Genomic DNA, 25848 nt, shown 5'->3' on the forward strand with positions numbered 1-25848 from the left:
AGGGTTCCGCTTCGTGCATCGCGGATTTGAAAAGACGCGGGTAGATCGCTCAGCCATTCCGCCTTATATGGACCCGAAACGCCGTTCCTCTGAGCCTTCGATACGTCGATGTCACGCGAAGGAGACGAGGCGGCAATCAAGGATTGGCCGACGATTATGACGATGACTTCTCAACGCAAGGATAGCGCGTCGCATTACGCGCGAGGAAAGGTCTTCGCCGTCGCGCCGATGATCGACTGGACCGATACGCGTTGCCGCTTCCTGCATCGCCAGCTTTCGCAGCATGCGCTTCTCTATACGGAGATGATCGTGGCTGATGCCATCATTCATGGCAAGCGCGACAAGCTGCTTGAGTATCACCCTCAAGAACATCCCGTGGCGTTGCAACTTGGCGGCTCCGATCCCGGAAAGCTTGCCGAGGCTGTCAAGATTGCCTCGGACTATGGATATGACGAGATCAATCTCAATGTCGGCTGTCCCTCCGACCGCGTTCAGTCCGGCACCTTCGGCGCGTGCCTGATGCGCGAGCCTGAGACCGTTGCGGCTTGCGTCGAGGCGATGAAGGCCGTGGCGCGTGTGCCTGTCACCGTGAAGTGCCGCATCGGCGTGGATGACCAGGAGCCGGACGCTATTCTTCCAGACTTCATCGCACGTATGGTCGCCGCAGGGGCGGATGCCGTCTGGATACACGCCCGCAAGGCATGGCTTCAGGGACTGTCACCCAAGGAGAACCGCGAAGTGCCGCCGCTGGATTATCAGTTGGCTTATCGCATGAAGCAGGAATTTCCCGATCTCTTCATCGGCATCAATGGTGGGATTACCGATCTCGATCAGTCGGACGAGCATTTGAAGCATATGGATGGGGTCATGCTGGGGCGTGCTGCCTATCATAACAGCTCGATGCTTGCGGAGGTGGATCACCGCATCTATGGCGCGCCGTCCCGCGATCTCGATCCAGGCGTCTTGCGCGACGCGATGATGGCCTATGCGGAAGATTATATTGCCAAGGGCGGCCGCCTGAACCACGTCACCCGACATATGGTCGGTCTGTTTCAGGGATTGCCCGGCGCACGGCGCTTCCGGCAAATCCTCTCCAGCGATGCGACAAAGCCCGGCGCCGGCTGCGAAGTCATTGCCGCCGCCTTCGACGCCATCGACTTCGAGCGAGCGCCAGCGGCGATCGACGCATAATCGAGCGTAGGGTCAGACGAGGGTCTGCAGCAGCTGCGCGCCGTTCGGCGCGTTGACCTTGCCGCCGGTAATGAAGAAGGCGAAAACATCGCGCGGCGTCTTCTCGGCCTTTCGGTCGGGCGCGATCATCGGAAGATCGTCGGACGCGCCGCCAGCTGCATAGGTCTTCAGGCGCTCGCTCCACGCCTTCACATCTTTCTCCGGATAGCAGGTCCCTATATCGTCCTCACCCTTTTGCAGCCGGCAATAGACGAAATCCGCCGTCACATCCGGCAGCATTGGATAGTCGTGATGATCGGCGCAGACCACAGCGACATTGTGCTTGGTCAGCAACTCGATGAATTCCGGTACCTGGAAGCTGTCGTTGCGCACCTCAACGACATGCTGCAATTTTAACCCGTCCTGCTTTTCCGGCAATAGGGCCAGGAAGGCGGCAAAGTCGTCCGGCTCGAATTTCTTCGTCGGCGCGAATTGCCAGAGGATCGGGCCGAGATGATCGCCAAGCTCGGTCAGCCCCTGCGTCAGGAACTTCGTCATCGATTCCTCTGCCTCGGCCAGAACCTTGCGATTGGTGACAAAACGGCTGGCCTTCAACGAGAAAATGAAACCATCGGGCACCTCGGACGCCCACTTGGCGAAGGTCGCGGGTTTCTGGCTGCCATAATAGGTGCCGTTCACCTCGATCGCCTTCAACTTGGAGCTTGCATATTCCAACTGGCGCTTCTTGGTGAGCTTCTCAGGATAGAACGTGCCTTCCCAAGGCTCGAAGGTCCAGCCGCCGATACCGGCGCGGATCGTTCCCGACTTGCTCATCCGTCTCTCCAATCAACGCGAAATTGCCATGTGAAGGGGGCGGATCACTCCGCCGCCTGAATATTCTTTTCCGGATGGCGCTCCAGCAGTTCCTTGAGGAACTGACCGGTATAGGAGCGCTTCTCCTTGACGATCTGCTCCGGAGTTCCGGCAGCCACGACCTCACCACCGCCGGTGCCGCCTTCGGGACCGATATCGATGATGTAGTCGGCCGTCTTGATGACCTCGAGATTGTGCTCGATGACCACGACAGAGTTGCCCTGATTGACCAGTTCATGCAGCATTTCCAGAAGCTTCTTCACGTCGTGGAAATGCAGGCCGGTCGTCGGTTCATCGAGGATATAGAGTGTCCGGCCGGTCGAGCGTTTGGACAGCTCCTTGGCAAGCTTGACGCGCTGCGCTTCGCCGCCTGACAGCGTATTAGCTTGCTGGCCGACCTTGATGTAGCCGAGCCCAACATCGAAAAGCGATTGCAGCTTGTCGCGCACGGCAGGCACGGCGGCAAAGAACTCGACGCCTTCTTCCACTGTCATGTCCAGCACGTCGGCAATCGACTTGCTCTTGAAGGTTACGTCCAGGGTCTCGCGGTTGTAGCGCTTGCCGTGGCAGACATCGCAGGTGACATAGACATCCGGCAGGAAGTGCATCTCGATCTTGATCACGCCATCGCCCTGGCAGGCTTCGCAACGCCCGCCCTTGACGTTGAAGGAGAAACGGCCCGGTGCGTATCCACGGGCTTTCGCCTCCGGCAGACCGGCGAACCAGTCACGAATAGGCGTAAAGGCGCCGGTATAGGTGGCTGGGTTGGAGCGTGGTGTACGACCGATCGGCGACTGGTCGATGTCGATGACCTTGTCGATGAATTCGAAGCCATCGATGCGATCGTGTTCTGCCGGAATCTCGCGCGCGCCCATGACGCGGCGTGCGGCAGACTTGTAGAGCGTTTCGATCAGGAAGGTGGACTTGCCGCCACCCGATACGCCGGTAACAGCTGTGAAGACGCCGAGCGGTACGGAGGCTGTGACGTTCTTCAGATTGTTGCCACGCGCGCCAACGACCTTGATCTCCTTGCCCTTCTTTGGCTTGCGCCGTTCGGCTGGAACAGGAACGCCCATTTCGCCGGAAAGGTACTTGCCCGTCAGCGAGTTCGGGTTGGCCATCACTTCCTGCGGCGTGCCTTCGGCAATGACCTGGCCGCCATGGATGCCGGCAGCCGGGCCAATATCGACCACGTAGTCGGCCGTGAGAATGGCGTCCTCGTCATGCTCGACGACGATGACGGTATTTCCGATATCGCGAAGATGCTTCAGCGTTTCCAGCAGGCGAGCATTATCGCGCTGGTGCAGGCCGATGGACGGTTCGTCCAAAACGTAAAGAACGCCGGTCAGGCCGGAGCCGATCTGCGACGCAAGCCTGATACGCTGGCTTTCGCCGCCAGACAACGTGCCGGAATTGCGCGACAGGCTAAGATAATCGAGACCGACGTCGTTCAGGAAGCGTAGACGTTCGCGAATTTCTTTCAGAATGCGAACGGCGATTTCATTCTGCTTGGCGTTAAGCTTTTCCGGCAGGCCTTCGAACCAGTCGCGAGCGACCTTGATCGACATCTGCGTGACTTCGCCGATATGCAGCGTGTTGATTTTGACCGCGAGCGCTTCGGGCTTCAGGCGATAACCGGCGCAGGCCGGGCAGGGGGCTGCCGACATGTAACGCTCGATCTCTTCACGCGCCCAGGCGCTGTCCGTTTCCTTCCAGCGGCGTTCGAGGTTGGGCACGATGCCCTCGAAATTCTTCACCGTCTTGTAGGAGCGGGCACCATCCTGATACTGGAACTCGATCTTCTCGTCGGTACCTTTCAGGATTGCCTTCTTCGCGGCATCTGTCAGGTCGCTCCAGCGGCTGGAGAGCTTGAAGCCGAAGGCTTTGCCAAGCGCTTCCAGCGTTTGGTTGTAATAGGGCGAGGAGGACTTGGCCCACGGCGCAATAGCGCCATCTTTCAGCGTGCGCGCAGGCTCCGGCACGATCAGCGCCTCATCCACTTTCTGCTGCGAACCCAGACCGTCGCAGGTCGGGCAGGCACCGAAAGGGTTGTTGAAGGAGAAGAGCCTCGGCTCGATCTCGGGAATGGTGAAGCCGGATACCGGGCAGGCGAATTTTTCCGAAAACAGCACGCGTTCGTGCGTTTCGTTGAGCGACTTGTTGGCGGAACCGCCGGCGGACGTTTCTTCCGCAGGCAGCGGCTTGTCGGCAAATTCGGCAACGGCCAGACCGTCCGCGAGCTTCAGGCAGGTCTCCAGGCTGTCGGCCAGGCGCGCGGCCATGTCCGGACGCACTACGGCGCGATCCACCACCACATCGATATCGTGCTTGTACTTCTTGTCGAGGGCAGGAACGTCGGCAATCTCGTAGAACTGGCCATCCACCTTGACGCGCTGGAAGCCCTTCTTCATCAGCTCGGCGAGTTCCTTCTTGTACTCGCCCTTACGGCCGCGCACGATGGGTGCGAGAATGTAGAGACGCGTGCCCTCCTCGAACGCAAGAATGCGGTCGACCATCTGGCTCACGGTCTGGCTCTCGATCGGCAGACCGGTCACGGGCGAATAGGGAACGCCGACGCGCGCGAAGAGAAGGCGCATATAGTCGTAGATTTCCGTCACCGTGCCGACTGTCGAACGCGGGTTGCGCGAAGTCGTTTTCTGCTCGATGGAGATCGCCGGTGACAGACCCTCGATCTGGTCGACATCCGGCTTCTGCATCATCTCCAGAAACTGGCGCGCATAGGCCGAAAGGCTCTCCACATAGCGGCGCTGCCCCTCGGCGTAGATGGTGTCAAAGGCCAGCGACGACTTGCCGGAACCGGACAGGCCCGTCATGACGATCAGCTTATTGCGCGGCAAATCAAGGTCGATGCCCTTGAGATTGTGCTCGCGCGCGCCGCGGATGGAAATCGTCTTCAATTCACTCATGACAAGGCTCTGGATTTCAGCTGTTTGGACGGATCGGTTCTTATGTCATCATCTGGAACGGCGTGTCGAGACGATTGACGCTCCAATATGGTCTTGCCCGGCGCGTTCTCGCCTGGGAATGCTTCTGGATATGATTGACTCACTCACCACGCCTTAATAGAACAAAAAAGGAACATATTGCAACTATGCCCGTTGGCAAGAACATTCCTTGTGGATTGTCGTTCCACTCGCTGCCCATCGCGACGAGGGATGGTCTATGGTGCGCGGGACTTTTGAACAGGAAAAATGCCGTTCATGACGTTCGGCAGACAGGAAGATAAATATGGCTGGCAGCGTAAACAAGGTTATTCTGGTCGGAAATGTCGGCGCTGATCCGGAAATTCGCCGCACGCAGGATGGCCGACCAATCGCCAACCTGCGCATTGCGACGTCGGAAAGCTGGCGTGACCGCAATTCGGGCGAGCGCAAGGAAAAGACCGAATGGCACACGGTCGTTGTCTTCAATGAAGGCCTCTGCAAAGTCGTTGAGCAGTACGTCAAGAAGGGCGCCAAGCTCTACATCGAAGGCGCGCTGCAGACCCGCAAATGGCAGGACCAGAACGGCAATGATCGTTATTCGACGGAAATCGTTCTCCAGGGTTTCAACTCGACGCTGACCATGCTTGACGGTCGCGGCGAAGGCGGCGGCGGTGGTCGTGGCGGAGACTTTGGTGGCGGTGGCGATTATGCTGGCGGCGGCTCCTATGGTGGGGGCAGCGGTGGCGGTTACGAGCAGCAGCCCGCGCGTGGCGGCGGTGCGTCGCGCGGTGGCCAGCCCTCCGGCGGCAACTTCTCCAACGATCTGGATGACGATATCCCGTTTTGATGACGGCTGTTGAGGCACGCGTTGTTTTGCGCTCATGCCAATTGATAAGACAATATGAAGGGGTGGCGGTTACGCTGCCCCTTATTTCTTTAATCATTGAAGGATACGCATATGCCAGACCAGACATCACCTTCCCCGCAACCCGCCACCTGGCGGATCGTCCTGGCCTTCATCCTCGATTTTTTTACGGCGTTCTGGGTGCTGGGCTTCCTCGTCGCGTCGATCCTGGGCGGCCGCACGGAAAACGGCTTCGAGCTGAATGGCCTATCGGCCATCGTCTTCTTCGCCTCCATCGTCGCCTATTTTGTTGTGTTTAACAAATATCTCGGTGGAACGATCTGGAAGCGTTTGCTGAAGGCGAGGCGGTGAGCGCATTTTCTCCTGTGAATCCTGTGCGCGCTTGATCATCGCATATCACCGAGCGGCGACTTTCACGGGAGTTATCAGGGATGCATCTTTGCACCCTTGCAAATCTTGTCGACGATCTTCTTATCGGACCGCAACGCGAGACCAACGAGCTTGGCATTGTCCGGAGTGAACCTAGCAAAGACCTCTCGATTGGCCGCATCGTGACCCGTTGCGAACATCTCTTCGATGTAGGCTGATGCCGTGACATTTCGCTCCAGCGTTCGCCGGTGGATGGTTCTCAGTGTCTCTTGGTCAGCGGTCAGAACCACGATAGGCTGGATGGACATCGGATTGTAGACATTATCAGCGGCATCCCGATATGCTTCGCCGATGATCGCGGGCGATTGAGCGATGATACCGCTTGTCAGAAAAGCGGTGACGTTTAGCTTTTGCCACGTAGCAAGGTCATCGCGAATGATGATCGCGATTTTGGTGTCGAACATGTCTTACTCCTTTGAAGGTATCGAGGACATCGAGCAACTAGCGGTGCAGCGGGCGCTGGGTCTTGAACGTTCGTGCGTGGAATTTCAGCCCGGCGTGCGCGTGGTGGCGGAAAGTAGAGGGATCGAGCGGACCGAGGTGCGCTTCCACGGCAATGGGTTTACACCGCATCGGCATGACACCTACGCATTGGGGCTGACCTTGCACGGCGTGCAAACCTTTCGCTATCGCGGCGTCGAGCGGTTCAGCATGCCCGGAAATGTGATCGTGCTGCATCCGGACGAGGTTCACGACGGGGCTGCTGGAACGGATGCAGGGCTGATCTATCGCATGATCTACATGCCGCCTGAGTTGATCGGCGCCATCGACGGTTACTCTCGCTCCTTGCCATTCGTGCCGGATCCCGTTGTCGCCAATGCCGAGTTGTCTCGTACGCTTGCCTACATTCTGTCGGACCTCGATCACGAACCCGATGATCTTGCCAAGGATGATGCGATCCAGAGGATCGGGACGATTCTCTCTCGTGAAGCAGAAGCACCGCGCAAACGGGTTACCAAGGTCGCGCAATCGGCCGTCTTGCGGGCGCGGGATTTTCTTCTCAGCCATAGTGATGAGCCCGTGCGATCCGCGACGCTCGAGGACATTACAGGGCTGGACCGGTATGCCTTGGCGCGGCATTTCAGGCAGTTGCTTGGCACCAGCCCGCACCGCTATCTCGTGATGCGTCGACTCAGCCGAGCAAAGCAATTGCTGTTGGCGGGGAGCAGCCTGGCGGGCGCGGCAGTCGAAGCAGGCTTTGCAGATCAAGCTCACCTCACGCGGCATTTTCGCGATGCCTTCGGCATCACGCCGGGCCGGTGGTTGGCATTGCAAGGTGGCCGAACCTGAAAGCGTTTCACTGTCTTGGAGACTTTCCAGCCCAGAACGCTGAGGCAAGCGCGATTGCCCCCAGGAGAAACGATCCCCAGAGCAATGCACGCGGCGTTCCATCATAGCATTGGCCGATGATCGAGCCGAGCAAGGTAGCACCCAATTGCTGGATCGCACCAAATGCCGATGCGGCCGTGCCGGCAATCTTCCCGAGATTAGCCATGGAGAGGGCGCCGAGCGTTGCGTCTGCCCAGGTGAACATCGTCATCATCGCGGTAATGATGAGGAGGAGCAGCCAGAACGGCAGCGCATCGAGATAAAGCATGACCAACGCGACAGCAGCAAAGCCGACATATGTCGCGAGCCCGGTCATTCCTACAGCCTGCGAGCCGAACCGTGGAATGAGGCGCGAGCAGGCAAAGGCTGCGATTGACTGGACGATCGCTGTTCCCGCCATGGCGAGCGCGAAGTGATCTCCCAGTCCATAAGCTTGACCATAAAGCGGTTGGGCAGTTGCGATGAAGCCGTATAGGGTACCGAGCAGCAGCATAGCGGCTAGGCCATATCCGATCGCGCTCCGGTCTGCGGCAATCATAGCCAGCCCAGACCAGACCGAGCCGAAGCTTAGCGGCCGCCTATTCGCCGGGGAGAGCGTCTCCGGCAATCTCCACCAGGTCCAGACCAGCACGACAAGCCCAAATACGGCCATTGTAAAAAAGATGGCGCGCCAACCGCCGACCATCAAAATAGCTTGGCCCATCAGAGGCGCTAGAACCGGCATGATGAGGAATACCGTCAACACGAGCGACATGGCTCGTGCCATCTCGCTTCCGGAATAGCGATCTCGCAAGATGGCTTGAGACAGGCGAGTCGTGCCAACTCCCGCTCCTTGAATGAACCGAAGAACAAGCATCATTTCCAGGCTCTTGGCAAAAAGCGCGACGAGCGAGGCCGCGACGAACACGAGAAGCCCACACAAGATCGGTAGACGGCGGCCATAATGATCAGCGACTGGGCCGACGACAAAGGATGAGATTGCCGCCCCAAGGAGAAATGCGCCGACAGCTAATTGCGCAAGATTGGACGATGAGGCCGCCAATGCCAGACCGATGTCGGGCAGAGCAGGGAGCATGATATCGAGGGAAATCGAGCTAAGCCCCATAAGGGCTGCAACGAGAAGGACGAGTTCGCTTCGTCCGAGGGCAGTGATTCTAGATAATTTGTGCACCCACCGGTAACGACATGACCGTCCAGATCACTCCAGGAGCGTGCGGACGTTACCCAGTCAACATCTCATAAGACGATCAGATGGGCAATAAGCAGGGGGATTCTTGTTGGTCAGCTACCCCGATGACCCAGAGGATGCATCAACCAAACACGGTCAACGGATGGTTAAGCAAATGCGGCTATTGTGATTCCAGTAGCGCGTTTGAAGGCTGTTTTTAGAGTATGTGGACGAAGCATCATAAGAAAAGACGGTTCGGCCGTCTTGTTGTTCCAGCGATCACGGTCGCCTTTCTTTCCTATTTCGGCTATCATTCCATTCATGGCGATTTCGGGCTGGAAGCCATGGAGCGCCTGGAGCGCCAGCGCATTGCCAGAACCGCTGAGCGGGACAAGATCGTCAAGACCCGCGTGGCGCTGGAGCGTCAGGTGGAGTTGATGAGCGATGGGTCGCTTGAGCGGGATATGATCGACGAGATTTCGCGTTATCAGTTGAACATGTCGAAACCGGACGAAATCGTCATCATGAACGGATATATGTGATTAACCTAATTTCGGTTAATCATGGAATTTATTTTTAAATACAGTCGTTTACTTAGAATATGTGCCATGCGTTTATGGCATTGCTGTGGCGACCTTTCTTGCATATGTTACGCGCCGATCCAACCATTCTAATTCAACTAGGGAGGGATGAATGGCGCCGCGCAAAAACGCGTCTGTATCCGGCCGTAAGACAACGGCAAAGACGCCTGCCAAGGAATTCACCGGCAAGAACGCCCCGGATTTCGGCAAGGACGAAGAACTCCACGCGTATCGCGAGATGCTGCTCATCCGTCGCTTCGAGGAAAAGGCCGGCCAGCTTTATGGCATGGGCTTCATCGGCGGTTTCTGTCACCTCTACATCGGCCAGGAAGCCGTTGTCGTTGGCATGCAGATGTCGCAGAAGGAAGGCGATCAGGTCATCACCGCCTATCGTGACCACGGCCATATGCTGGCTGCCGGCATGAGCCCACGCGGTGTTATGGCGGAACTGACCGGACGTCGCGGCGGCCTTTCCAAGGGTAAGGGCGGCTCGATGCATATGTTCTCCAAGGAGAAGCATTTTTACGGCGGCCACGGCATCGTCGGTGCGCAGGTTTCGCTCGGTACGGGTCTGGCCTTCGCAAACAAGTATCGCGGCAACGACAATGTGTCGGTGACCTATTTCGGTGACGGTGCGGCCAACCAGGGTCAGGTCTATGAGAGCTTCAACATGGCTGCTCTCTGGAAACTGCCCATCATCTACATCGTCGAAAACAACCGCTACGCCATGGGCACCTCGACCAGCCGTGCCACGGCGCAGTCGAACTATTCGCTTCGCGGTTCCGGCTTCGGCATCCCCGGCGTTCAGGTGGATGGCATGGACGTTCGCGCCGTCAAGGCTGCTGCGGACGAAGCTCTCGAGCATTGCCGCTCCGGCAAGGGTCCGATCATTCTGGAAATGCTGACCTACCGCTATCGCGGTCACTCCATGTCTGACCCGGCCAAGTATCGTTCCAAGGACGAAGTGCAGAAGATGCGCTCCGAGCATGACCCGATCGAGCAGGTCAAGGCGCGGCTCATGGAGCAGGGCTGGGCGAGCGAAGACGAGTTGAAGGCGATCGACAAGGATGTCCGTGACATCGTGGCCGACAGCGCCGACTTTGCCCAGAACGATCCAGAGCCGGATGTATCCGAGCTTTACACCGACATTCTGCTCTGATCGGGAAAGGGAAAACAATGCCAGTAGAAATTCTTATGCCCGCCCTTTCCCCCACCATGGAGGAAGGCACGCTTTCCAAGTGGTTGAAGAAAGAGGGTGACAAGGTCACCTCCGGCGACGTGATCGCAGAAATCGAAACCGACAAGGCGACGATGGAAGTCGAAGCCGTCGATGAAGGCGTCATCGGCAAGATCCTGATCGATGCCGGTACCGAAAACGTCAAGGTGAATACGGCGATTGCCGTTCTCCTTCAGGAAGGCGAAAGCGCAGAAGACCTGTCGTCTTCCGCTGCACCGAAGAAGGAAGAGCCGAAGGCCGAGGCCGCAGGCTCCGGTTCTGATGCCGCCGGCGGCAAGGCCCGCGAAGCCAGCGAAGAACCATCCGCTTCGAAAGAGACGGCGAAGGCACCGGCTGCACCGAAGATCGAAGTTGCTGCCGATCCGGATATTCCGGAAGGCACCGAGTTCGTCAGCCAGACCGTGCGCGAAGCGCTTCGCGATGCCATGGCTGAAGAAATGCGCTCCGACGAAAAAGTCTTCGTCATGGGCGAAGAGGTTGCCGAGTACCAGGGTGCCTACAAGATCACCCAGGGTCTCCTGCAGGAATTCGGCGCCAAGCGCGTGATCGATACGCCGATCACCGAGCACGGCTTTGCCGGTATCGGTGTTGGCGCTGCCATGACCGGCCTGAAGCCGATCGTCGAATTCATGACCTTCAACTTCGCCATGCAGGCGATCGACCAGATCGTCAACTCTGCTGCCAAGACGCTCTATATGTCTGGCGGTCAGATGGGCGCACCGATGGTGTTCCGTGGTCCGTCGGGTGCTGCTGCCCGCGTGGCTGCTCAGCACTCGCAGTGCTATGCCGCATGGTACAGCCATATCCCAGGCCTCAAGGTCGTCATGCCTTACACGGCAGCCGACGCCAAGGGTCTTTTGAAGGCTGCGATCCGCGATCCGAACCCGGTCATCTTCCTCGAAAACGAAATCCTTTACGGTCAGAGCTTCGACGTGCCGAAGCTGGATGATTTCGTCCTGCCGATCGGCAAGGCGCGCATTCACCGCAAGGGCAAGGATGCAACCATCGTATCCTTCGGTATCGGCATGACCTATGCGGTCAAGGCTGTCGCCGAACTGGAAAAGGAAGGCATCGATGTCGAGCTGATCGACCTTCGCACCATCCGCCCGATGGATCTTCCGACGGTGATCGAATCCGTCAAGAAGACCGGCCGCCTGGTCACTGTCGAAGAAGGCTTCCCGCAGTCATCGGTCGGTGACTTCATCTCCAACCAGGTTCAGCGCGCTGCTTTCGATTATCTCGATGCACCGATCCTGACCATTGCCGGTAAAGACGTTCCAATGCCTTACGCCGCAAACCTGGAGAAGCTGGCTCTGCCAAACGTTGACGAAGTCATCCAGGCTGTCAAAGCCGTCTGCTACAAGTAAGGGGAGGGCGTTTCGATGCCTATCAACATCACCATGCCTGCCCTTTCTCCGACGATGGAAGAGGGCAATCTGGCCAAGTGGCTGGTCAAGGAAGGCGACAAGGTTGCTCCCGGCGACGTGATTGCCGAAATCGAGACCGACAAGGCGACCATGGAAGTGGAAGCCGTGGACGAGGGCACGGTCGCCAAGATCGTGGTTCCGGCCGGCACCGAAGCGGTCAAGGTGAATGCCTTGATCGCCATCCTCGCAGGCGAAGGCGAAGACGTGGCTGAAGCGGCAAAGGGTGGCGATGCTGCTCCTGCCAAATCAGAGGCGAAAGCTGAAGCTCCCAAGCAGGAAGCCAAGGCCGAGGCCCCGAAGGAAGAGAAGTCTGAAGCGGCACCCAAGGCTGACAAGCCGGTTGCAGATCAGGCTGCTGCGCCTTCTACGCCAGCACCTGTGTCCAAGTCCGGCGAGCGCCTTTTTGCCTCGCCATTGGCACGCCGCATGGCAAAGGATGCCGGTCTTGATCTTTCCGCTGTGTCCGGCTCCGGCCCGCATGGCCGTATCGTCAAGTCTGACGTCGAAAAGGCAGTTGCTTCCGGTGGCGCGAAGGCTGCGCCTGCCGCGGCACAGGCACCTTCATCGTCTGCTGCTCCGGCTCCGGCCGCTGCCAAGGGTCCGTCGGATGACAGCGTCCTCAAGCTGTTTGCCGAAGGCTCCTACGAGCTTCTGCCGCATGACGGCATGCGCAAGACGATTGCCTCACGCCTGACCGAGTCGACCCAGACGGTTCCGTCCTACACGGTGTCTATGGAATGCGAACTCGATGCGATGCTAAAGCTTCGTGCCGAGATCAATGCGTCCGCGCCGGTGAAGAAGACCGAGAAGGGCGAGGTTCCGGCCTTCAAGCTCTCCGTCAACGACTTCATCATCAAGGCCATGGCGCTTGCACTGCGCGATGTTCCGATGGCGAATGCTTCCTGGACATCGACAGCCCGTGTTCTTCACAAGCACGCCGATGTCGGTGTGGCTGTGTCGATCCCGGATGGCCTGATCACGCCGATTGTTCGCAAGGCCGAGGAGAAGTCGCTTTCGGCCATCTCCAACGAGGTCAAGGATCTCGCCAAGCGTGCCCGCGACAAGAAGCTCAAGCCCGAAGAATACCAGGGTGGGACGACATCCGTCTCGAACCTCGGCATGTTCGGCGTTTCGTCCTTCACGTCGATCGTCAACCTGCCGCAGGCTTCGATCGTGTCGATCGGCGCTGGCGTCGAAAAGCCGGTCGTTCGCGGCGGCAAGATCGAAGTCGGTACGGTGATGACGGCGACCTTTGCCTTCGACCACCGCGTTATCGATGGCGCGCTTGGTGCGGAGCTTGCTTCCGCCTTCAAGCGCTACATCGAAAGCCCGATGTCGATGCTGGTCTGATAAAATGGTCGAGCCGGATGCTGGTGTCAGCCTTCGGCTCTTCTCCTTATGGAGGCGGATGTGACGAAGACCGTTCTTTGCTATGGCGACAGCCTGACATGGGGATATGACGCCGAGAATCTCCGGCGTCACGCCTTTGACGATCGCTGGCCGAGCGTGCTGCAGAAGGCGCTGGGCAGTGAGGTCAATGTCATTGCCGAGGGATTGAACGGGCGCACCACCGCCTATGATGATCATCTGGCGGATTGCGACCGCAATGGTGCGACGCTGCTTCCGACGATCCTTCACAGCCATGCGCCGCTTGATCTCGTCATCATCATGCTCGGCACCAACGACCTGAAGCGCGGTATCGGTGCAGGCTCTGCGGTCGGTGCGGTCAAGGGCGTGGAGCGGCTGGTCAGTCTCGTCCGTCATCATGCGTGGTCTTTTGAGGATCATGACGAGCCGGAGATCCTGATCGTTTCGCCGCCGCATATTTGCGAAACGGCAAACGATATGTTTGCGGCGATGTATGCGGGTGCCATCGAGCAGTCGAAGATGATGGGTTCGCTCTATCGCGATCTGGCAGACGACAAGGGCTGCGCCTTCTTCGACGCGGCCTCCGTTGCGGTGACGACGCCGCTCGATGGCGTTCACCTGGACGCTGAAAACACACGTGCGTTGGGACGTGGGCTTGAGCCCGTGGTGCGCATGTTGCTTGGAATTTGATGTGAATTCGATTGACGCAGCGGCGCAGAAGTCGCCGTCAAAAAGATAAAGGCAGGATATAGAATGGCTCAATCCTACGACGTTATCGTCATTGGCTCCGGTCCAGGTGGTTATATTGCCGCCATTCGCGCAGCTCAGCTGGGCATGAAGGTTGCCGTCGTCGAGCGTGAACATCTCGCGGGCATCTGCTCAAACTGGGGCTGCATTCCCACCAAGGCATTGTTGCGTACGGCCGATGTGATGCACACGGCCACCCATGCGAAGGATTACGGCCTGACGCTGGAAGGCTCGATCAAGCCGGACGTCAAGGCGATCGTCGCGCGCTCTCGCGGCATCGCTGCCCGCATGAATAATGGCGTCGGCTTCCTGTTCAAGAAGAACAAGGTCGATATTATCTGGGGCGAAGCCAAGATCACCAAGCCGGGTGAGATCGTCGTCGGCAAGTCGACCAAGCCTGTGGTTCAGCCGCAGGGCCCAGTGCCGAAGAACACGCTGGGCGAGGGAACCTACACCGCCAAGCATATCATCGTGGCCACCGGTGCCCGTCCGCGCGCGCTGCCCGGCATCGAGCCGGATGGCAAGCTGATCTGGACCTATTTTGAAGCAATGAAGCCGGAAGAGCTGCCGAAGTCGCTGCTGGTCATGGGTTCGGGCGCGATCGGTATTGAGTTCGCCAGCTTCTATCGCACCATGGGCGTCGAGGTTACCGTTGTGGAAATCATGAGCCAGGTTATGCCGGTCGAGGATGCGGAAATTTCCGCCTTCGCGAAAAAGCAGCTGGAAAAGCAGGGCATCAAGATCCACCTCGAGGCAAAGGTAGCGAAGGTCGAAAAGGGTGCAAACTCGATTACGGCGACCGTCGAGATGAAGGACGGCTCTTCGCAGAAGATCACAGCGGATCGGATGATTTCCGCCGTTGGCGTCCAGGCCAATATCGAAAATATCGGCCTTGAGGCTGCTGGCGTTAAGACCGAGCGCGGCTTCATCGTCATCGATGGCTATGGCAAGACCAGTGTTCCTGGCATCTACGCCATTGGTGATGTTGCCGGAGGTCCGCTTCTCGCACACAAGGCCGAGCACGAAGCTGTCATCTGCGTTGAGAAGATTGCCGGAGTTCCGAATGTTCACCCGATGGACAAGAGCAAGATCCCGGGCTGCACCTATTGCAATCCGCAGGTTGCGTCCGTCGGTCTGACGGAAGCCAAGGCGAAAGAGCAGGGCCGCGAGATTCGCGTGGGTCGCTTCTCCTTTGCTGCCAATGGCAAGGCCGTGGCTCTCGGTGAAGATCAGGGCATGGTCAAGACCATTTTCGACAAGAAGACGGGCGAACTGATCGGTGCGCATATGGTCGGCGCGGAAGTGACCGAGCTCATTCAGGGCTTCGTTGTCGCCATGAACCTTGAGACGACCGAAGAAGAACTGATGCACACCATCTTCCCGCATCCGACCCTGTCGGAGTCGATGAAAGAGAGCGTTCTGGACGCTTACGGACGTGTCCTGAACGCTTGATAATTGGCTTGATCGCTCCCACTCTTGAAGGGAGCGACGTCAAAGGAGAGCCGGCATGTCTATTGCAACAGAAGCCTGGATTGTTTTTCTGCTGATCGGTCTGGTGGCCGGTTTTCTCGCCAGCCTCATCGTTGGTGGCGGCGGGTTGATCGGATGCCTTCTGAGCGGCGTGATCGGCGCATTTGTCGGTGGCTATCTGTTCAATGCTCTCGGCATTTCGCTTGGTATTGAAAATGCGCTGGTGGTGCAGATCATCCACGCGACGGTGGGTGCGATAATCGTGACGCTGATTGCCAGGTTGATCGCTTAGCTAGCATCAGGCGAAGCGGCGGGTTAAAGAAAGGGATCACGGATGGAAAGTGTAGGCTGGATTGCGGCCATCATCATCGGCGGCCTTGCGGGCTGGCTCGCGGGCAAGCTCATGGATATGCGCTTTGGCATCTTCATGAACATCGTTCTCGGCATTGTCGGCTCGGTGGTGGCAGTGGCTCTGTTGCGTACATTCGATGTCTTTGTTGAAGACAGCCGCCTCGGCTACTTCGTCACGTCTTTCCTGGGCGCAAGCCTTCTGTTATTCCTCGCCAAGCTCGTCAGGCGTTAGAGCCGCTTATCAGCGGTAGAAGCAGGTTTCTTATGGTCACTATTCTCGACAGGATGTCCCAGCCGGAAGAGAAGCGCATCCGCCATCCGGAGAAGGCACACAAGCCGGATACGGAAGTGGCGCGCAAGCCGGAATGGATCCGCGTCAAGGCGCCCACGTCCAAGGGCTACCACGAGACGCGCGAACTTGTACGCAGCCACAAGCTGGTGACGGTGTGCGAAGAGGCTGGCTGTCCGAATATCGGCGAATGCTGGGAAAAGAAGCACGCGACCTTCATGATCATGGGCGAGATCTGCACGCGCGCCTGCGCCTTCTGCAACGTCTCGACCGGTAAGCCCAATCCGCTCGATCTCAACGAACCGGAAAATGTTGCCAAGGCCGTCAAGCAGATGGGCCTCAGCCACGTCGTCATTACCTCGGTGGACCGCGACGATCTCGCCGACGGTGGTGCCGAGCATTTTGAAAAGGTGATCTGGGCAATCCGCGCTGCGTCTCCGAACACGACCATCGAAATCCTGACGCCAGACTTCCTCAAGAAGCCGGGTGCTCTGGAGCGTGTCGTTGCGGCCAAGCCCGATGTGTTCAACCACAACATGGAAACCGTTCCTGGCAACTACCTGACGGTCCGTCCCGGCGCGCGCTACTTCCACTCCGTTCGCCTGTTGCAGCGGGTGAAGGAACTGGACCCCACCATGTTCACCAAGTCCGGCATCATGGTCGGTCTTGGCGAAGAGCGTAACGAAGTGCTGCAGTTGATGGACGATCTTCGCAGCGCCGATGTCGACTTCCTGACCATCGGCCAGTATCTGCAGCCGACCCGCAAGCACCACAAGGTGGAACGCTTCGTAACCCCGGAAGAGTTCAAGTCCTACGAGACGGTTGCCTATACCAAGGGCTTCCTCATGGTCTCGTCCAGCCCGCTGACACGCTCGTCGCACCATGCCGGTGACGATTTCGAACGGTTGCGCGCCAATCGTGAGAAGAAGCTTCTGGCTGCTGCGGAGTGATTGGTTGGCGCTCCAAAGCGCTTGACCATGAGCTTTGTGAGGTTGACCCGAAGTTTCAATTCGGTTTTGACAGTTAAAGCGCCGTGCGTCTTATTGGACGCATGGCGCTTTACCTTTTGAAGCTACGCATCGTGTTTTCCGAAAATCGAGTCTGATTCTCGGACCGATTCTGTAGCCCCTACACCAATCAGATATCCAGGTTTTCCGCAAAGGCGGCTCTGTCCTGGATGAAGCGGAAGCGGGCGTCTGCCTTGGTGCCCATCAGATTATCGACCGCTTCGCGCGTGCCCTCAAAATCCACGTCGTCGATTTCCACGCGCAGCAATGTGCGTTTGGAGGGATCCATCGTGGTTTCCTTCAACTGCGCAGGCAGCATTTCGCCTAGACCCTTGAAGCGGCTGATTTCGATCTTGCCGCGGCCCTTGAACTCGGTCTCCATCAGCTCAGCGCGATGGATGTCGTCACGCGCATAGGCAGACTTCGACCCTTGCGTGATCTTGTAGAGTGGCGGAACGGCAAGATAGAGGTGGCTGCCCCGGATCAGTTCAGGCATTTCCTGATAGAAGAAGGTGATCAGCAGAGAAGCGATATGGGCGCCGTCGACGTCGGCATCGGTCATGATGATGATGCGTTCGTAACGGAGATCCTCGTCGCGGTACTTCGTGCGTGTGCCGCAGCCAAGCGCCTGAATGAGATCGGCGATCTGCTGGTTGGCAGAGAGCTTTTCGCGGCTGGCGCTGCCGACGTTCAGGATCTTACCGCGTAGTGGCAGGATGGCCTGGTTGGCGCGATTGCGTGCCTGCTTGGCAGAACCACCAGCCGAGTCACCCTCGACGATGAAGAGTTCCGCGCCTTCGGCGGTGTTCTGAGAACAATCGGCGAGCTTGCCCGGCAGGCGCAACTTGCGGACCGCAGTCTTGCGGTTGACCTCTTTTTCCTTGCGACGGCGCAGACGCTCCTCACAGCGCTCGATCACCCATTCCAGAAGCTTTGCCGCTTCTGCGGGATTGCCGGTGAGATAATGATCGAACGGATCGCGCAGCGCGTTTTCGACGATGCGTTGAGCTTCGACGGTCGCGAGTTTGTCCTTGGTCTGGCCGACAAATTCCGGCTCGCGAATGAAGACGGAGAGCATGCCGACAGCCGAGATCATCACGTCATCGGTGGTGATCTCGCGTGCGCGCTTGTTCTGCGTCAGCTCGGCGTAGTTCTTCAAGCCCTTGGTCAAGGCGATGCGAAGACCAGCTTCGTGTGTGCCGCCTTCGGGCGTCGGGATGGTGTTACAATAGGAATGAACTTGGCTGTCGCCGCCATACCAGGTGACCGCCCATTCCAGCGCACCGTGGCCGCCGGTCTTTTCCGTTCTGCCTGAGAAGATTTCGCGGGTGACGGTAAAGTCCTTGCCAAGCGTGGCCGAGAGGTAATCCTTCAAGCCGCCAGGAAAATGGAAGACGGCCTTTTCAGGGATTTCGCCGCCCACGGGCACGAGGCCCGGATCGCAGCTCCAGCGGATTTCAACGCCGCCAAAGAGATAGGCCTTGGAGCGCGCCATACGGAAAATGCGGGCAGCGTCGAATTTGGCATGGTCGCCGAAAATCTGCGCATCCGGATGGAAGCGCACGCGGGTTCCGCGTCGGTTATGAACATCGCCCAACTCTTCCAGCGGACCTTGCGGAATACCCCGCGAGAAGCGCTGGCGATAGAGCTTGCGATTACGTGCGACTTCCACTTCCAGCACGTCGGAAAGCGCGTTGACGACGGACACGCCCACACCATGCAGACCGCCGGAGGTCTCGTAAGCCTTGCCGTCGAACTTGCCGCCCGCATGCAGCTTGGTCATGATGACTTCAAGCGTGGACTTGCCCGGTACCTGCGGATGGTTTTCAACAGGGATACCGCGACCGTTATCGCTCACCGTCAGGAAACCCTCGGTATCGAGATGCACTTCGATGAAGTTTGCATGACCTGCGACCGCTTCGTCCATCGAGTTATCGATGACTTCGGCAAAGAGGTGGTGCAGGGCTTTCTCGTCGGTACCGCCAATATACATGCCGGGACGCATGCGCACCGGCTCCAGACCTTCCAGAACACGGATAGACGAGGCGCCGTAATCATCGCCCGACGACGTGACAGGTGCCGGAGCGGCTTTCGGCTGCACGGCCGCCTTGGCAACTGGTTCTACAACAGGTGCGGTTTCTCGCGGTTCTGCTTCAGCGCGAGTGGCTGCGGGAAGGCCGGAAAAAAGATCGTTGCTATCGTCCATAGGTCCAGTTCAATCAGATTTTGCCCGGATTTTGTCCATGCGAGCAGACAGGATTCAGACATCGATACCGGTGTCAGGCTACTCTAGCAGGGTACAAAGGGCTTGATGCTTTACCGCGAAGGATTGCGTTGCAGCAGCCCGGATGGCAAGACTTGTGGCGCAAATCAAACGGTTCCTCAAGGCATGTCCACAGCTCTTTTCACCTTTTGTACTCTTTTCTGCCTGTCTGTTGCAGCGATGCCCGCTCACGCTCAGACCAGCGGCGGACCACTGAAGCCCTTCAAGGATGATCTGTTCTCAAGTCAGACAGTGCTTTCCACGGGGGATGGCGGTGCCTCGCAGGTGATCGACTACCAGGAATTGCGTGACATCAACGGGCGCGATGAGATTCCTGAGCAGCGGGTGAAACGGCAATATGTCGATCTCGCACCGAAACGTGTGCAGGAGATGGAGACCATCTCCGCCGGCGGACGGTCCATCGATGTGGGGCGCGTCGGTCCAGCGAACGGGCAGGCCTTTACCGTGATCTTCATCCATGGACGAGGTGGGGACCGCCGGCTTGGAATGAAAGATTATACATTCGGCGGCAACTTCAATCGGCTGAAAAACCTAGCTGTGGAAAACGGCGGGACGTATTATGCGCCCAGCGTGAAGAGTTTCGATCAAAACGGGGTTGCGGATATTGCCGCGCTGATCGCGGACGCCAAGGTGAAATCCGGTGGCAAGCCTGTCATTCTAACCTGTGCGTCCATGGGCAGCTTCATCTGTTACGGCATAAGCCGCGATGCCGCTGCGGTCGCCAATCTCAAGGGGATGGCCATTCTCGGTGGTGCGGTCGATCCCGATTTTCCAAAGAGTGCATTTATAAAGGCGAAGAAGCCCGTCTATTTTACCCATGGAAGTGCGGATAAGGTCTACTCGGCCGATCAGCAGGCCGCGACATTCCGAGGGCTTTTGAAGGCCGGTGTTCCCACACGCTTCACGCTGTTTGAAACCGGCACACACGGGACGCCGGTTCGCATGACCGACTGGCGCGCGGTTCTTAATTGGATTTTGACCCGATAGCTCGGAAAACCCTGTCACTCACGAGAGGTTTTGTACGAAATTCACCAAATTTCGAACCAAAACCTTGCTTTTTCGTCCGAATTCCTGTCGCTGTCTCTTTGAGAAGACACAGCCATCAATAAAGAGGAATGATCGCTCAATGACCCCTGATATTCGCCCGCTCGTCGCTGGAAACTGGAAGATGAACGGAACGCGCGCCTCGCTCGATCAGATCAAGGCGATGGCTGAGGGGGTCAAGGGACCGCTTGCAGAAAAGGTCGTGTCGCTGATCTGCCCGCCTTCGACGCTTCTCTATGTCGCGACCGCGCTTTGCGAGGACAGCCCGCTCATGATCGGCGCGCAGGATTGCCACCAGAAAGCATCGGGCGCGCATACGGGCGATATTTCCGCCGAGATGATTGCCGACTGCTTCGGCACGCATGTGATTGTCGGACACTCCGAGCGCCGCACCGATCATGCGGAAACGGATCACCTCGTGCGGGCAAAGGCGAGTGCTGCCTATGCGGCCGATCTCATCGCCATCATCTGCATCGGCGAGACGGCGGAGCAACGCGAGTCCGGCCAGACGCTTGACGTGCTCAAGCGCCAGCTCGATGGATCCTTGCCAGACGAGGCGACCGCCGCCAACACGGTCATCGCCTATGAGCCCGTATGGGCGATCGGCACAGGCCTGACGCCGACCGTCGAGGACGTCCGTGAAGCCCATGCCTTCATGCGCGAAGAGCTGGTCAAGCGATTTGGCGGCGAGGGCAGGGGGATGCGCATTCTCTATGGTGGCTCGGTCAAGCCGTCCAACGCCACAGAGCTCATGGCGATCGAGAATGTCGACGGTGCCCTCATCGGCGGCGCGAGCTTGAAAGCCTCCGACTTCCTGTCCATCTATGCAGCTTACGAGAAATTGACGGCCTGATTTTTTAGGAAAAGCAGCCGGGCTTTCGATCCTTGGGGGCTTGGAATACGCTTTCGCCTCATGTAAAGAGCCGCAAACTTCTTCATTGTGCTCCTGATGGGGCATGGAATGGATTGTCATGCAGAACGTACTGATTGTTATTCACCTCATGATCGTGCTGGCGCTTGTCGGCGTGGTCCTGATCCAGCGTTCCGAAGGCGGCGGCCTCGGTATTGGCGGCGGCTCTGGCTTCATGTCCGCACGCGGCACCGCAAATGCCCTGACCCGCACGACAGCGATCCTCGCGGCTCTGTTCTTTGCGACGTCCCTTGGCCTTGGTCTCCTGACCCGCTACGAATCGCGTCCAACGGACATCCTGGACCGCATTCCGGCACAGCAGGGGCAGGGTAACGGCATCCTCGATACGCTCGGCCCGTCCTCGACGACGCCTTCGCAGGCTCCAGCGACCAATGGCGTTCCGTCCACCACGAATGGTGCGACCAACCAGGCGCCTGCGACGACGACCCCAGCCGCGACGACGACGCCAGCGGCACCGGCTGAAGGTGGCGCTGCCGCTCCGGCCGCACCTGCTCCGCAGCAGGCTCCCGCCAACACCAATGGTGTTCCCACCGGCCAATAAGGCGCAGGTGACGACTAACACTCCGGCAGGCCAAAAGCCTGCCGGTTTTCTTTTGTTTACATTCCGACTGAGCTTCCACGCGTCATCAACATATGATTTCGCGATCAATGAATTTGGGGCTGGCGGAATCATCTATTAAAGGGTAAGCGGTGACTCCCATGGCGCGATATGTATTCATCACAGGCGGCGTGGTATCCTCCCTTGGGAAGGGCATTGCGGCCGCGGCACTCGGAGCGTTGTTGCAGTCCCGTGGATATCGGGTGCGGCTTCGCAAACTCGACCCCTACCTCAATGTCGACCCCGGCACCATGAGCCCCACCCAGCACGGTGAGGTTTTCGTGACCGATGACGGCGCGGAGACGGATCTCGATCTTGGTCACTATGAACGCTTTACCGGGCGTTCCGCAACCAAGACCGACAACATCACCACGGGTCGTATCTACAAGAACATCATCGATAAGGAACGCCGCGGCGATTATCTCGGCGCGACGGTTCAGGTCATTCCGCATGTGACCAACGAGATCAAGGATTTCGTTACCGAAGGCAATGACGACTATGATTTCGTCATCTGCGAAATTGGCGGCACGGTCGGCGACATCGAGGCAATGCCTTTCATGGAAGCCATCCGCCAGCTTGGCAACGACCTGCCGCGTGGTACAGCGATCTATCTCCACCTGACGCTGATGCCTTACATTCCGGCGGCTGGCGAGTTGAAGACGAAGCCCACACAGCACTCCGTCAAGGAACTGCAGGCGCTGGGTATCCACCCGGACATTCTGCTGGTTCGCGCGGATCGCGAGATTCCGGAAGCGGAACGCCGCAAGCTTTCGCTGTTCTGCAACGTGCGCCAGTCTGCCGTTATCCAGGCGCTGGATGTCGCGAACATCTATGACGTGCCGACGGCCTACCACAAGGAAGGCCTCGACAACGAAGTGCTGGCCGCCTTTGGCATCGAGCCTGCTCCCAAGCCCCGTCTTGAGCAGTGGGAAGAAGTCTGCAACCGCATTCATACGCCTGAAGGCGAAGTCACGATCGCCATCGTTGGCAAGTACACCGGCCTCAAGGATGCCTACAAGTCGCTCATCGAAGCGCTGCATCACGGCGGTATTGCCAACCGGGTGAAGGTGAAGCTCGAGTGGATCGAGTCGGAAGTCTTCGAAAAGGAAGATCCGGCGCCCTATCTCGAGAAGGTCAATGCAATCCTCGTTCCAGGCGGTTTTGGTGAGCGCGGTTCTGAAGGCAAGATCCGTGCAGCTCAGTTTGCCCGCGAACGTCAGGTTCCGTATTTCGGTATCTGCTTTGGCATGCAGATGGCTGTCGTGGAAGCGGCTCGTCATCTCGCTGGTATCGAGAAAGCATCCTCCACCGAATTCGGTCCGACACAGGAGCCCGTCGTTGGTCTGATGACCGAGTGGGTTAAGGGCAACGAGCTTGAGAAGCGCAATTCGAAGGGTGATCTCGGCGGTACCATGCGTCTTGGCGCCTACAAGGCGGCGCTGAAAAAGGATACCAAGATCGCCGACATCTATGGCTCGACCGATATTTCTGAGCGCCACCGTCACCGCTACGAGGTGAACGTGGAATACAAGGATCGTCTGGAAAGCTGCGGTCTGGTGTTCTCCGGCATGTCGCCGGATGGTCTTCTGCCGGAAACGGTCGAGTATCCGGATCATCCTTGGTTCATCGGTGTGCAGTACCACCCGGAACTGAAGAGCCGCCCACTCGATCCGCATCCGCTTTTTGCAAGCTTCATCGAAGCGGCATTGGTTCGGAGCCGTCTGGTTTGATCGGCCGGCTACCACAGGAATAGAGATTGAAGGGCCGCAGCAATGCGGCCTTTTGTTTTTCAAGCGATGGAGTGCGTGATGTTGAAACTGGATCACCTGGCGATTATCGCACCGTCGCTTGAGGTCGGCGCCGACTATGTGCGTGATACGCTCGGCATCGACATGCCGAAAGGCGGCAAGCATCCGCAGATGGGAACGCACAATCTTCTGCTGCGGCTCGGCGGGGATGTCTTTCTGGAAGTCATTGCCGTCGATCCAGAGGCAGAGCGGCCTAAGCGACGACGCTGGTTCGGGCTCGATGATCCGGAGGCCGTTCAGGCGGCGTGGGACCAGGGGCGACGGCTGCGCGCCTGGGTGGCGCGGACCAGCGATTTTGCCAGCGTGCTCACGCGGCATGGCGATCTGCTGGGACGTCAAGAGGAGGTGTCACGTGGAGATCGTGAGTGGCTGTTCGCGGTCGCCGACGATGGATCTCTGCCGTGCGGCGGCGTTGCACCTTCGGTGATGGACTGGGGAGCGCGGGGAACTCCCGCGCCATCCATGCCGGATTTTGGCTTTCGGCTAAAGAGCTTCCGGATCGAACATCCCGAGGCGGATCGCGTTCGAGAATTCTATGCTGATCTCGAGATTATCGATCCTCCGACTGTGATCAAGGCCAAGAATTTCCGCTACATCGCGGAGATAGAAACGCCCCGTGGCGTCGTGCTTATCAGTTAGGATCGAGGCCTGTCGCTTTATTTTAGTGGTCAATAATGCGCAAAGCCGGAAAAGTAGTTCCTAATATTAGTATCACATCAGAACAAAAATTCGTGATCCGAGTTTACTGCTGAATTTGAACTCCAGCGCGCGAGATCAGCAGCATGGTCGTCAGAGCCTTTCCTTTTTATGTGCTCCCTTTAATTTATGTGGGGGGCGCAGCGTTGGCGTTGCAGCCCGACATCGTCCGCGCCCAAGACGCGCCTGCCGTTCCCGTCACGGTCTATAAGGCGAAGGTCGAAGAGATCGACAAGGTGATCAACGGTATCGGTACCGTGGACCCATTACAGAGCGTCACGGTCAGACCGCGGATCGACGGGCAGGTGACCGATATCCGGTTCACTGAAGGTCAGATGATTGAAAAAGGAAGCGTCTTGCTGACGCTGGATGACCGTGAGCTTTCATCCGCGCTCACCTCCGCCAAGGCTAAGAAGGCGCAGGACGAGGCACAGTATAATAGTGCCAAGACCGAAGCGCAGCGCTATGCGTCGCTCGCCGAGAAGGGTGTGGCATCCGCCTCGACACTTGAACAGAAGAATGCGTTGAGCGAGCAATATGCCGCGGCAGTCCAGTATGATGATGCCATGATCAAGAGTGCGGAAACGCAACTCGGCTTCGCAACCGTGATCGCCCCGATCTCCGGACGCACGGGTTTCAAGCAGGTCGATTTGGGTAGCGTGGTCAGCGCAAGCTCAACCGATGGCATCGTGACAATCACCCAGATGGATCCAATTGCCGTGTCCTTTGTCGCGCCGGGCGACAGGTTCGGCGAGATTCGCCAAGCGCTTAGCGAGAAGATCGCGGCAGTGACCCTGATCACGACCGATGGAAGTCGCGTCCTGGCAAAGGGCCAGTTGACGACGATGGACAACTCGGTCGACGCCTCCAACGGCTCTATTCATCTCAAGGCGCTCTTCGACAATGGCAACGGCGCTCTTTGGCCCGGGCTTCCGGTCGCAACGACACTGACAGTGGAGCACAAGAGCGGGGTGGTCGTTCCTGACAAGGCTTTGGCGAGAGGGCGTAACGGGCTCTATGCCTATGTGGTTTCTAAAGACAACAAGGTGGAACAGCGGAACGTGAAGACCGCCTTCGTGACCGGCGCAAGAGCGCTGGTGACGGAGGGGATACAAGAGGGCGAAGACGTCGTCATGGACGGCCAGTCGCGGATCGGCAATGGCGCGACCGTGACCGCTACTCCTTGGACAGGGTCGCCGACAGGCGAACTCGCCGAGAAGGCGAACTGACC

At 58.3% G+C, this 25848-nt stretch carries 24 protein-coding genes; 19 read left to right on the forward strand and 5 right to left on the reverse strand.

Going from position 1 to position 25848, the window contains the following annotated elements; translation table 11 throughout:
- The first annotated feature begins 162 nt into the window (after positions 1-162).
- The gene (dusA, locus tag ACTJK5_RS04880; RefSeq protein WP_113179824.1) at positions 163-1191 is read left to right on the forward strand and encodes a tRNA dihydrouridine(20/20a) synthase DusA; all 1029 of its coding nucleotides are present in this window, start codon (positions 163-165) and stop codon (positions 1189-1191) included.
- 12 nt (positions 1192-1203) lie between these two features.
- Here dusA and ACTJK5_RS04885 read toward each other — a convergent pair whose 3' ends face one another.
- The gene (locus tag ACTJK5_RS04885) at positions 1204-2004 is read right to left on the reverse strand and encodes a DUF72 domain-containing protein (protein WP_113179695.1); all 801 of its coding nucleotides are present in this window, start codon (positions 2002-2004) and stop codon (positions 1204-1206) included.
- 44 nt (positions 2005-2048) lie between these two features.
- Positions 2049-4970, reverse strand: coding sequence for an excinuclease ABC subunit UvrA (uvrA, locus tag ACTJK5_RS04890; RefSeq protein ID WP_062598439.1), 2922 nt, complete (start codon positions 4968-4970; stop codon positions 2049-2051).
- A gap of 322 nt (positions 4971-5292) precedes the next feature.
- Between uvrA and ACTJK5_RS04895 the strand changes: the two genes are divergently transcribed.
- Together ACTJK5_RS04895 and ACTJK5_RS04900 are read left to right on the forward strand one after the other, a co-directional pair.
- Positions 5293-5835, forward strand: a complete 543-nt coding sequence (locus ACTJK5_RS04895) for a single-stranded DNA-binding protein (RefSeq protein WP_113179694.1) — start codon at positions 5293-5295, stop codon at positions 5833-5835.
- 111 nt (positions 5836-5946) lie between these two features.
- On the forward strand, positions 5947-6204 hold the full coding sequence (locus tag ACTJK5_RS04900; RefSeq protein WP_113179693.1) for a hypothetical protein: 258 nt from the start codon (positions 5947-5949) through the stop codon (positions 6202-6204).
- A gap of 74 nt (positions 6205-6278) precedes the next feature.
- Here the strand turns inward: ACTJK5_RS04900 and ACTJK5_RS04905 are convergent, their stop codons facing one another.
- Entirely contained in the window at positions 6279-6686 is a 408-nt protein-coding gene (locus tag ACTJK5_RS04905; protein ID WP_113179692.1) for a DUF2000 family protein, read from the reverse strand.
- Between ACTJK5_RS04905 and ACTJK5_RS04910 the strand changes: the two genes are divergently transcribed.
- Entirely contained in the window at positions 6658-7572 is a 915-nt protein-coding gene (locus ACTJK5_RS04910) for an AraC family transcriptional regulator (RefSeq protein ID WP_440611927.1), read from the forward strand. The two genes, ACTJK5_RS04905 and ACTJK5_RS04910, sit on opposite strands and share 29 nt — an antisense overlap.
- A gap of 7 nt (positions 7573-7579) precedes the next feature.
- On the opposite strand, the gene ACTJK5_RS04915 is transcribed toward ACTJK5_RS04910, so the two are convergent.
- Positions 7580-8716: a multidrug effflux MFS transporter gene (locus ACTJK5_RS04915; protein WP_113179690.1), complete on the reverse strand. Its 1137-nt coding sequence runs from the start codon at positions 8714-8716 to the stop codon at positions 7580-7582.
- Between the two features lie 287 nt (positions 8717-9003).
- On the opposite strand from ACTJK5_RS04915, the gene ACTJK5_RS04920 reads away from it, so the two are divergent.
- The 9 genes from ACTJK5_RS04920 to lipA all read left to right on the forward strand — a co-directional run bounded on the left by ACTJK5_RS04920 (position 9004) and on the right by lipA (position 17199).
- On the forward strand, positions 9004-9321 hold the full coding sequence (locus ACTJK5_RS04920; RefSeq protein WP_062427380.1) for an FtsB family cell division protein: 318 nt from the start codon (positions 9004-9006) through the stop codon (positions 9319-9321).
- A 151-nt stretch (positions 9322-9472) separates the two neighbouring features.
- Entirely contained in the window at positions 9473-10519 is a 1047-nt protein-coding gene (gene pdhA, locus ACTJK5_RS04925) for a pyruvate dehydrogenase (acetyl-transferring) E1 component subunit alpha (RefSeq protein WP_062427379.1), read from the forward strand.
- Between the two features lie 17 nt (positions 10520-10536).
- Entirely contained in the window at positions 10537-11964 is a 1428-nt protein-coding gene (locus ACTJK5_RS04930; RefSeq protein ID WP_111850712.1) for a pyruvate dehydrogenase complex E1 component subunit beta, read from the forward strand.
- A 15-nt stretch (positions 11965-11979) separates the two neighbouring features.
- Positions 11980-13374, forward strand: coding sequence for a pyruvate dehydrogenase complex dihydrolipoamide acetyltransferase (locus ACTJK5_RS04935; RefSeq protein WP_440611928.1), 1395 nt, complete (start codon positions 11980-11982; stop codon positions 13372-13374).
- Between the two features lie 60 nt (positions 13375-13434).
- A complete protein-coding gene (locus ACTJK5_RS04940; protein ID WP_440611929.1) occupies positions 13435-14082 on the forward strand; it encodes an SGNH/GDSL hydrolase family protein in 648 nt (215 codons plus the stop codon).
- Between the two features lie 63 nt (positions 14083-14145).
- Positions 14146-15591: a dihydrolipoyl dehydrogenase gene (lpdA, locus tag ACTJK5_RS04945; RefSeq protein WP_440611930.1), complete on the forward strand. Its 1446-nt coding sequence runs from the start codon at positions 14146-14148 to the stop codon at positions 15589-15591.
- Positions 15592-15646: 55 nt separating this feature from the next.
- Positions 15647-15901, forward strand: coding sequence for a GlsB/YeaQ/YmgE family stress response membrane protein (locus ACTJK5_RS04950; protein ID WP_062598429.1), 255 nt, complete (start codon positions 15647-15649; stop codon positions 15899-15901).
- A gap of 42 nt (positions 15902-15943) precedes the next feature.
- Positions 15944-16192 carry a GlsB/YeaQ/YmgE family stress response membrane protein gene (locus ACTJK5_RS04955; RefSeq protein ID WP_112519123.1) on the forward strand — a complete coding sequence of 83 codons (249 nt, stop codon included), beginning with the start codon at positions 15944-15946 and terminating at the stop codon, positions 16190-16192.
- Between the two features lie 32 nt (positions 16193-16224).
- Positions 16225-17199, forward strand: a complete 975-nt coding sequence (gene lipA / locus ACTJK5_RS04960; protein WP_062427372.1) for a lipoyl synthase — start codon at positions 16225-16227, stop codon at positions 17197-17199.
- 187 nt (positions 17200-17386) lie between these two features.
- Here lipA and parE read toward each other — a convergent pair whose 3' ends face one another.
- Entirely contained in the window at positions 17387-19462 is a 2076-nt protein-coding gene (gene parE / locus ACTJK5_RS04965) for a DNA topoisomerase IV subunit B (RefSeq protein WP_440611931.1), read from the reverse strand.
- A 183-nt stretch (positions 19463-19645) separates the two neighbouring features.
- On the opposite strand from parE, the gene ACTJK5_RS04970 reads away from it, so the two are divergent.
- From ACTJK5_RS04970 to ACTJK5_RS04995, 6 genes are all read left to right on the forward strand, one after another.
- Positions 19646-20527, forward strand: a complete 882-nt coding sequence (locus tag ACTJK5_RS04970; protein ID WP_440611932.1) for a dienelactone hydrolase family protein — start codon at positions 19646-19648, stop codon at positions 20525-20527.
- A 139-nt stretch (positions 20528-20666) separates the two neighbouring features.
- Positions 20667-21437 carry a triose-phosphate isomerase gene (gene tpiA / locus ACTJK5_RS04975; protein ID WP_440611933.1) on the forward strand — a complete coding sequence of 257 codons (771 nt, stop codon included), beginning with the start codon at positions 20667-20669 and terminating at the stop codon, positions 21435-21437.
- 118 nt (positions 21438-21555) lie between these two features.
- A complete protein-coding gene (gene secG / locus ACTJK5_RS04980; protein ID WP_440611934.1) occupies positions 21556-22056 on the forward strand; it encodes a preprotein translocase subunit SecG in 501 nt (166 codons plus the stop codon).
- 149 nt (positions 22057-22205) lie between these two features.
- Complete coding sequence (locus ACTJK5_RS04985) at positions 22206-23843, forward strand: CTP synthase (protein ID WP_082546511.1); 1638 nt, start codon at positions 22206-22208, stop codon at positions 23841-23843.
- A gap of 78 nt (positions 23844-23921) precedes the next feature.
- Positions 23922-24560: a VOC family protein gene (locus tag ACTJK5_RS04990; protein WP_440611935.1), complete on the forward strand. Its 639-nt coding sequence runs from the start codon at positions 23922-23924 to the stop codon at positions 24558-24560.
- A 203-nt stretch (positions 24561-24763) separates the two neighbouring features.
- Positions 24764-25846 carry an efflux RND transporter periplasmic adaptor subunit gene (locus ACTJK5_RS04995; protein WP_440611936.1) on the forward strand — a complete coding sequence of 361 codons (1083 nt, stop codon included), beginning with the start codon at positions 24764-24766 and terminating at the stop codon, positions 25844-25846.
- The last annotated feature ends 2 nt before the right edge of the window (positions 25847-25848 follow it).

The organism is Agrobacterium sp. 22094, assembly GCF_052046015.1.
Lineage (GTDB): Bacteria > Pseudomonadota > Alphaproteobacteria > Rhizobiales > Rhizobiaceae > Agrobacterium > Agrobacterium cavarae.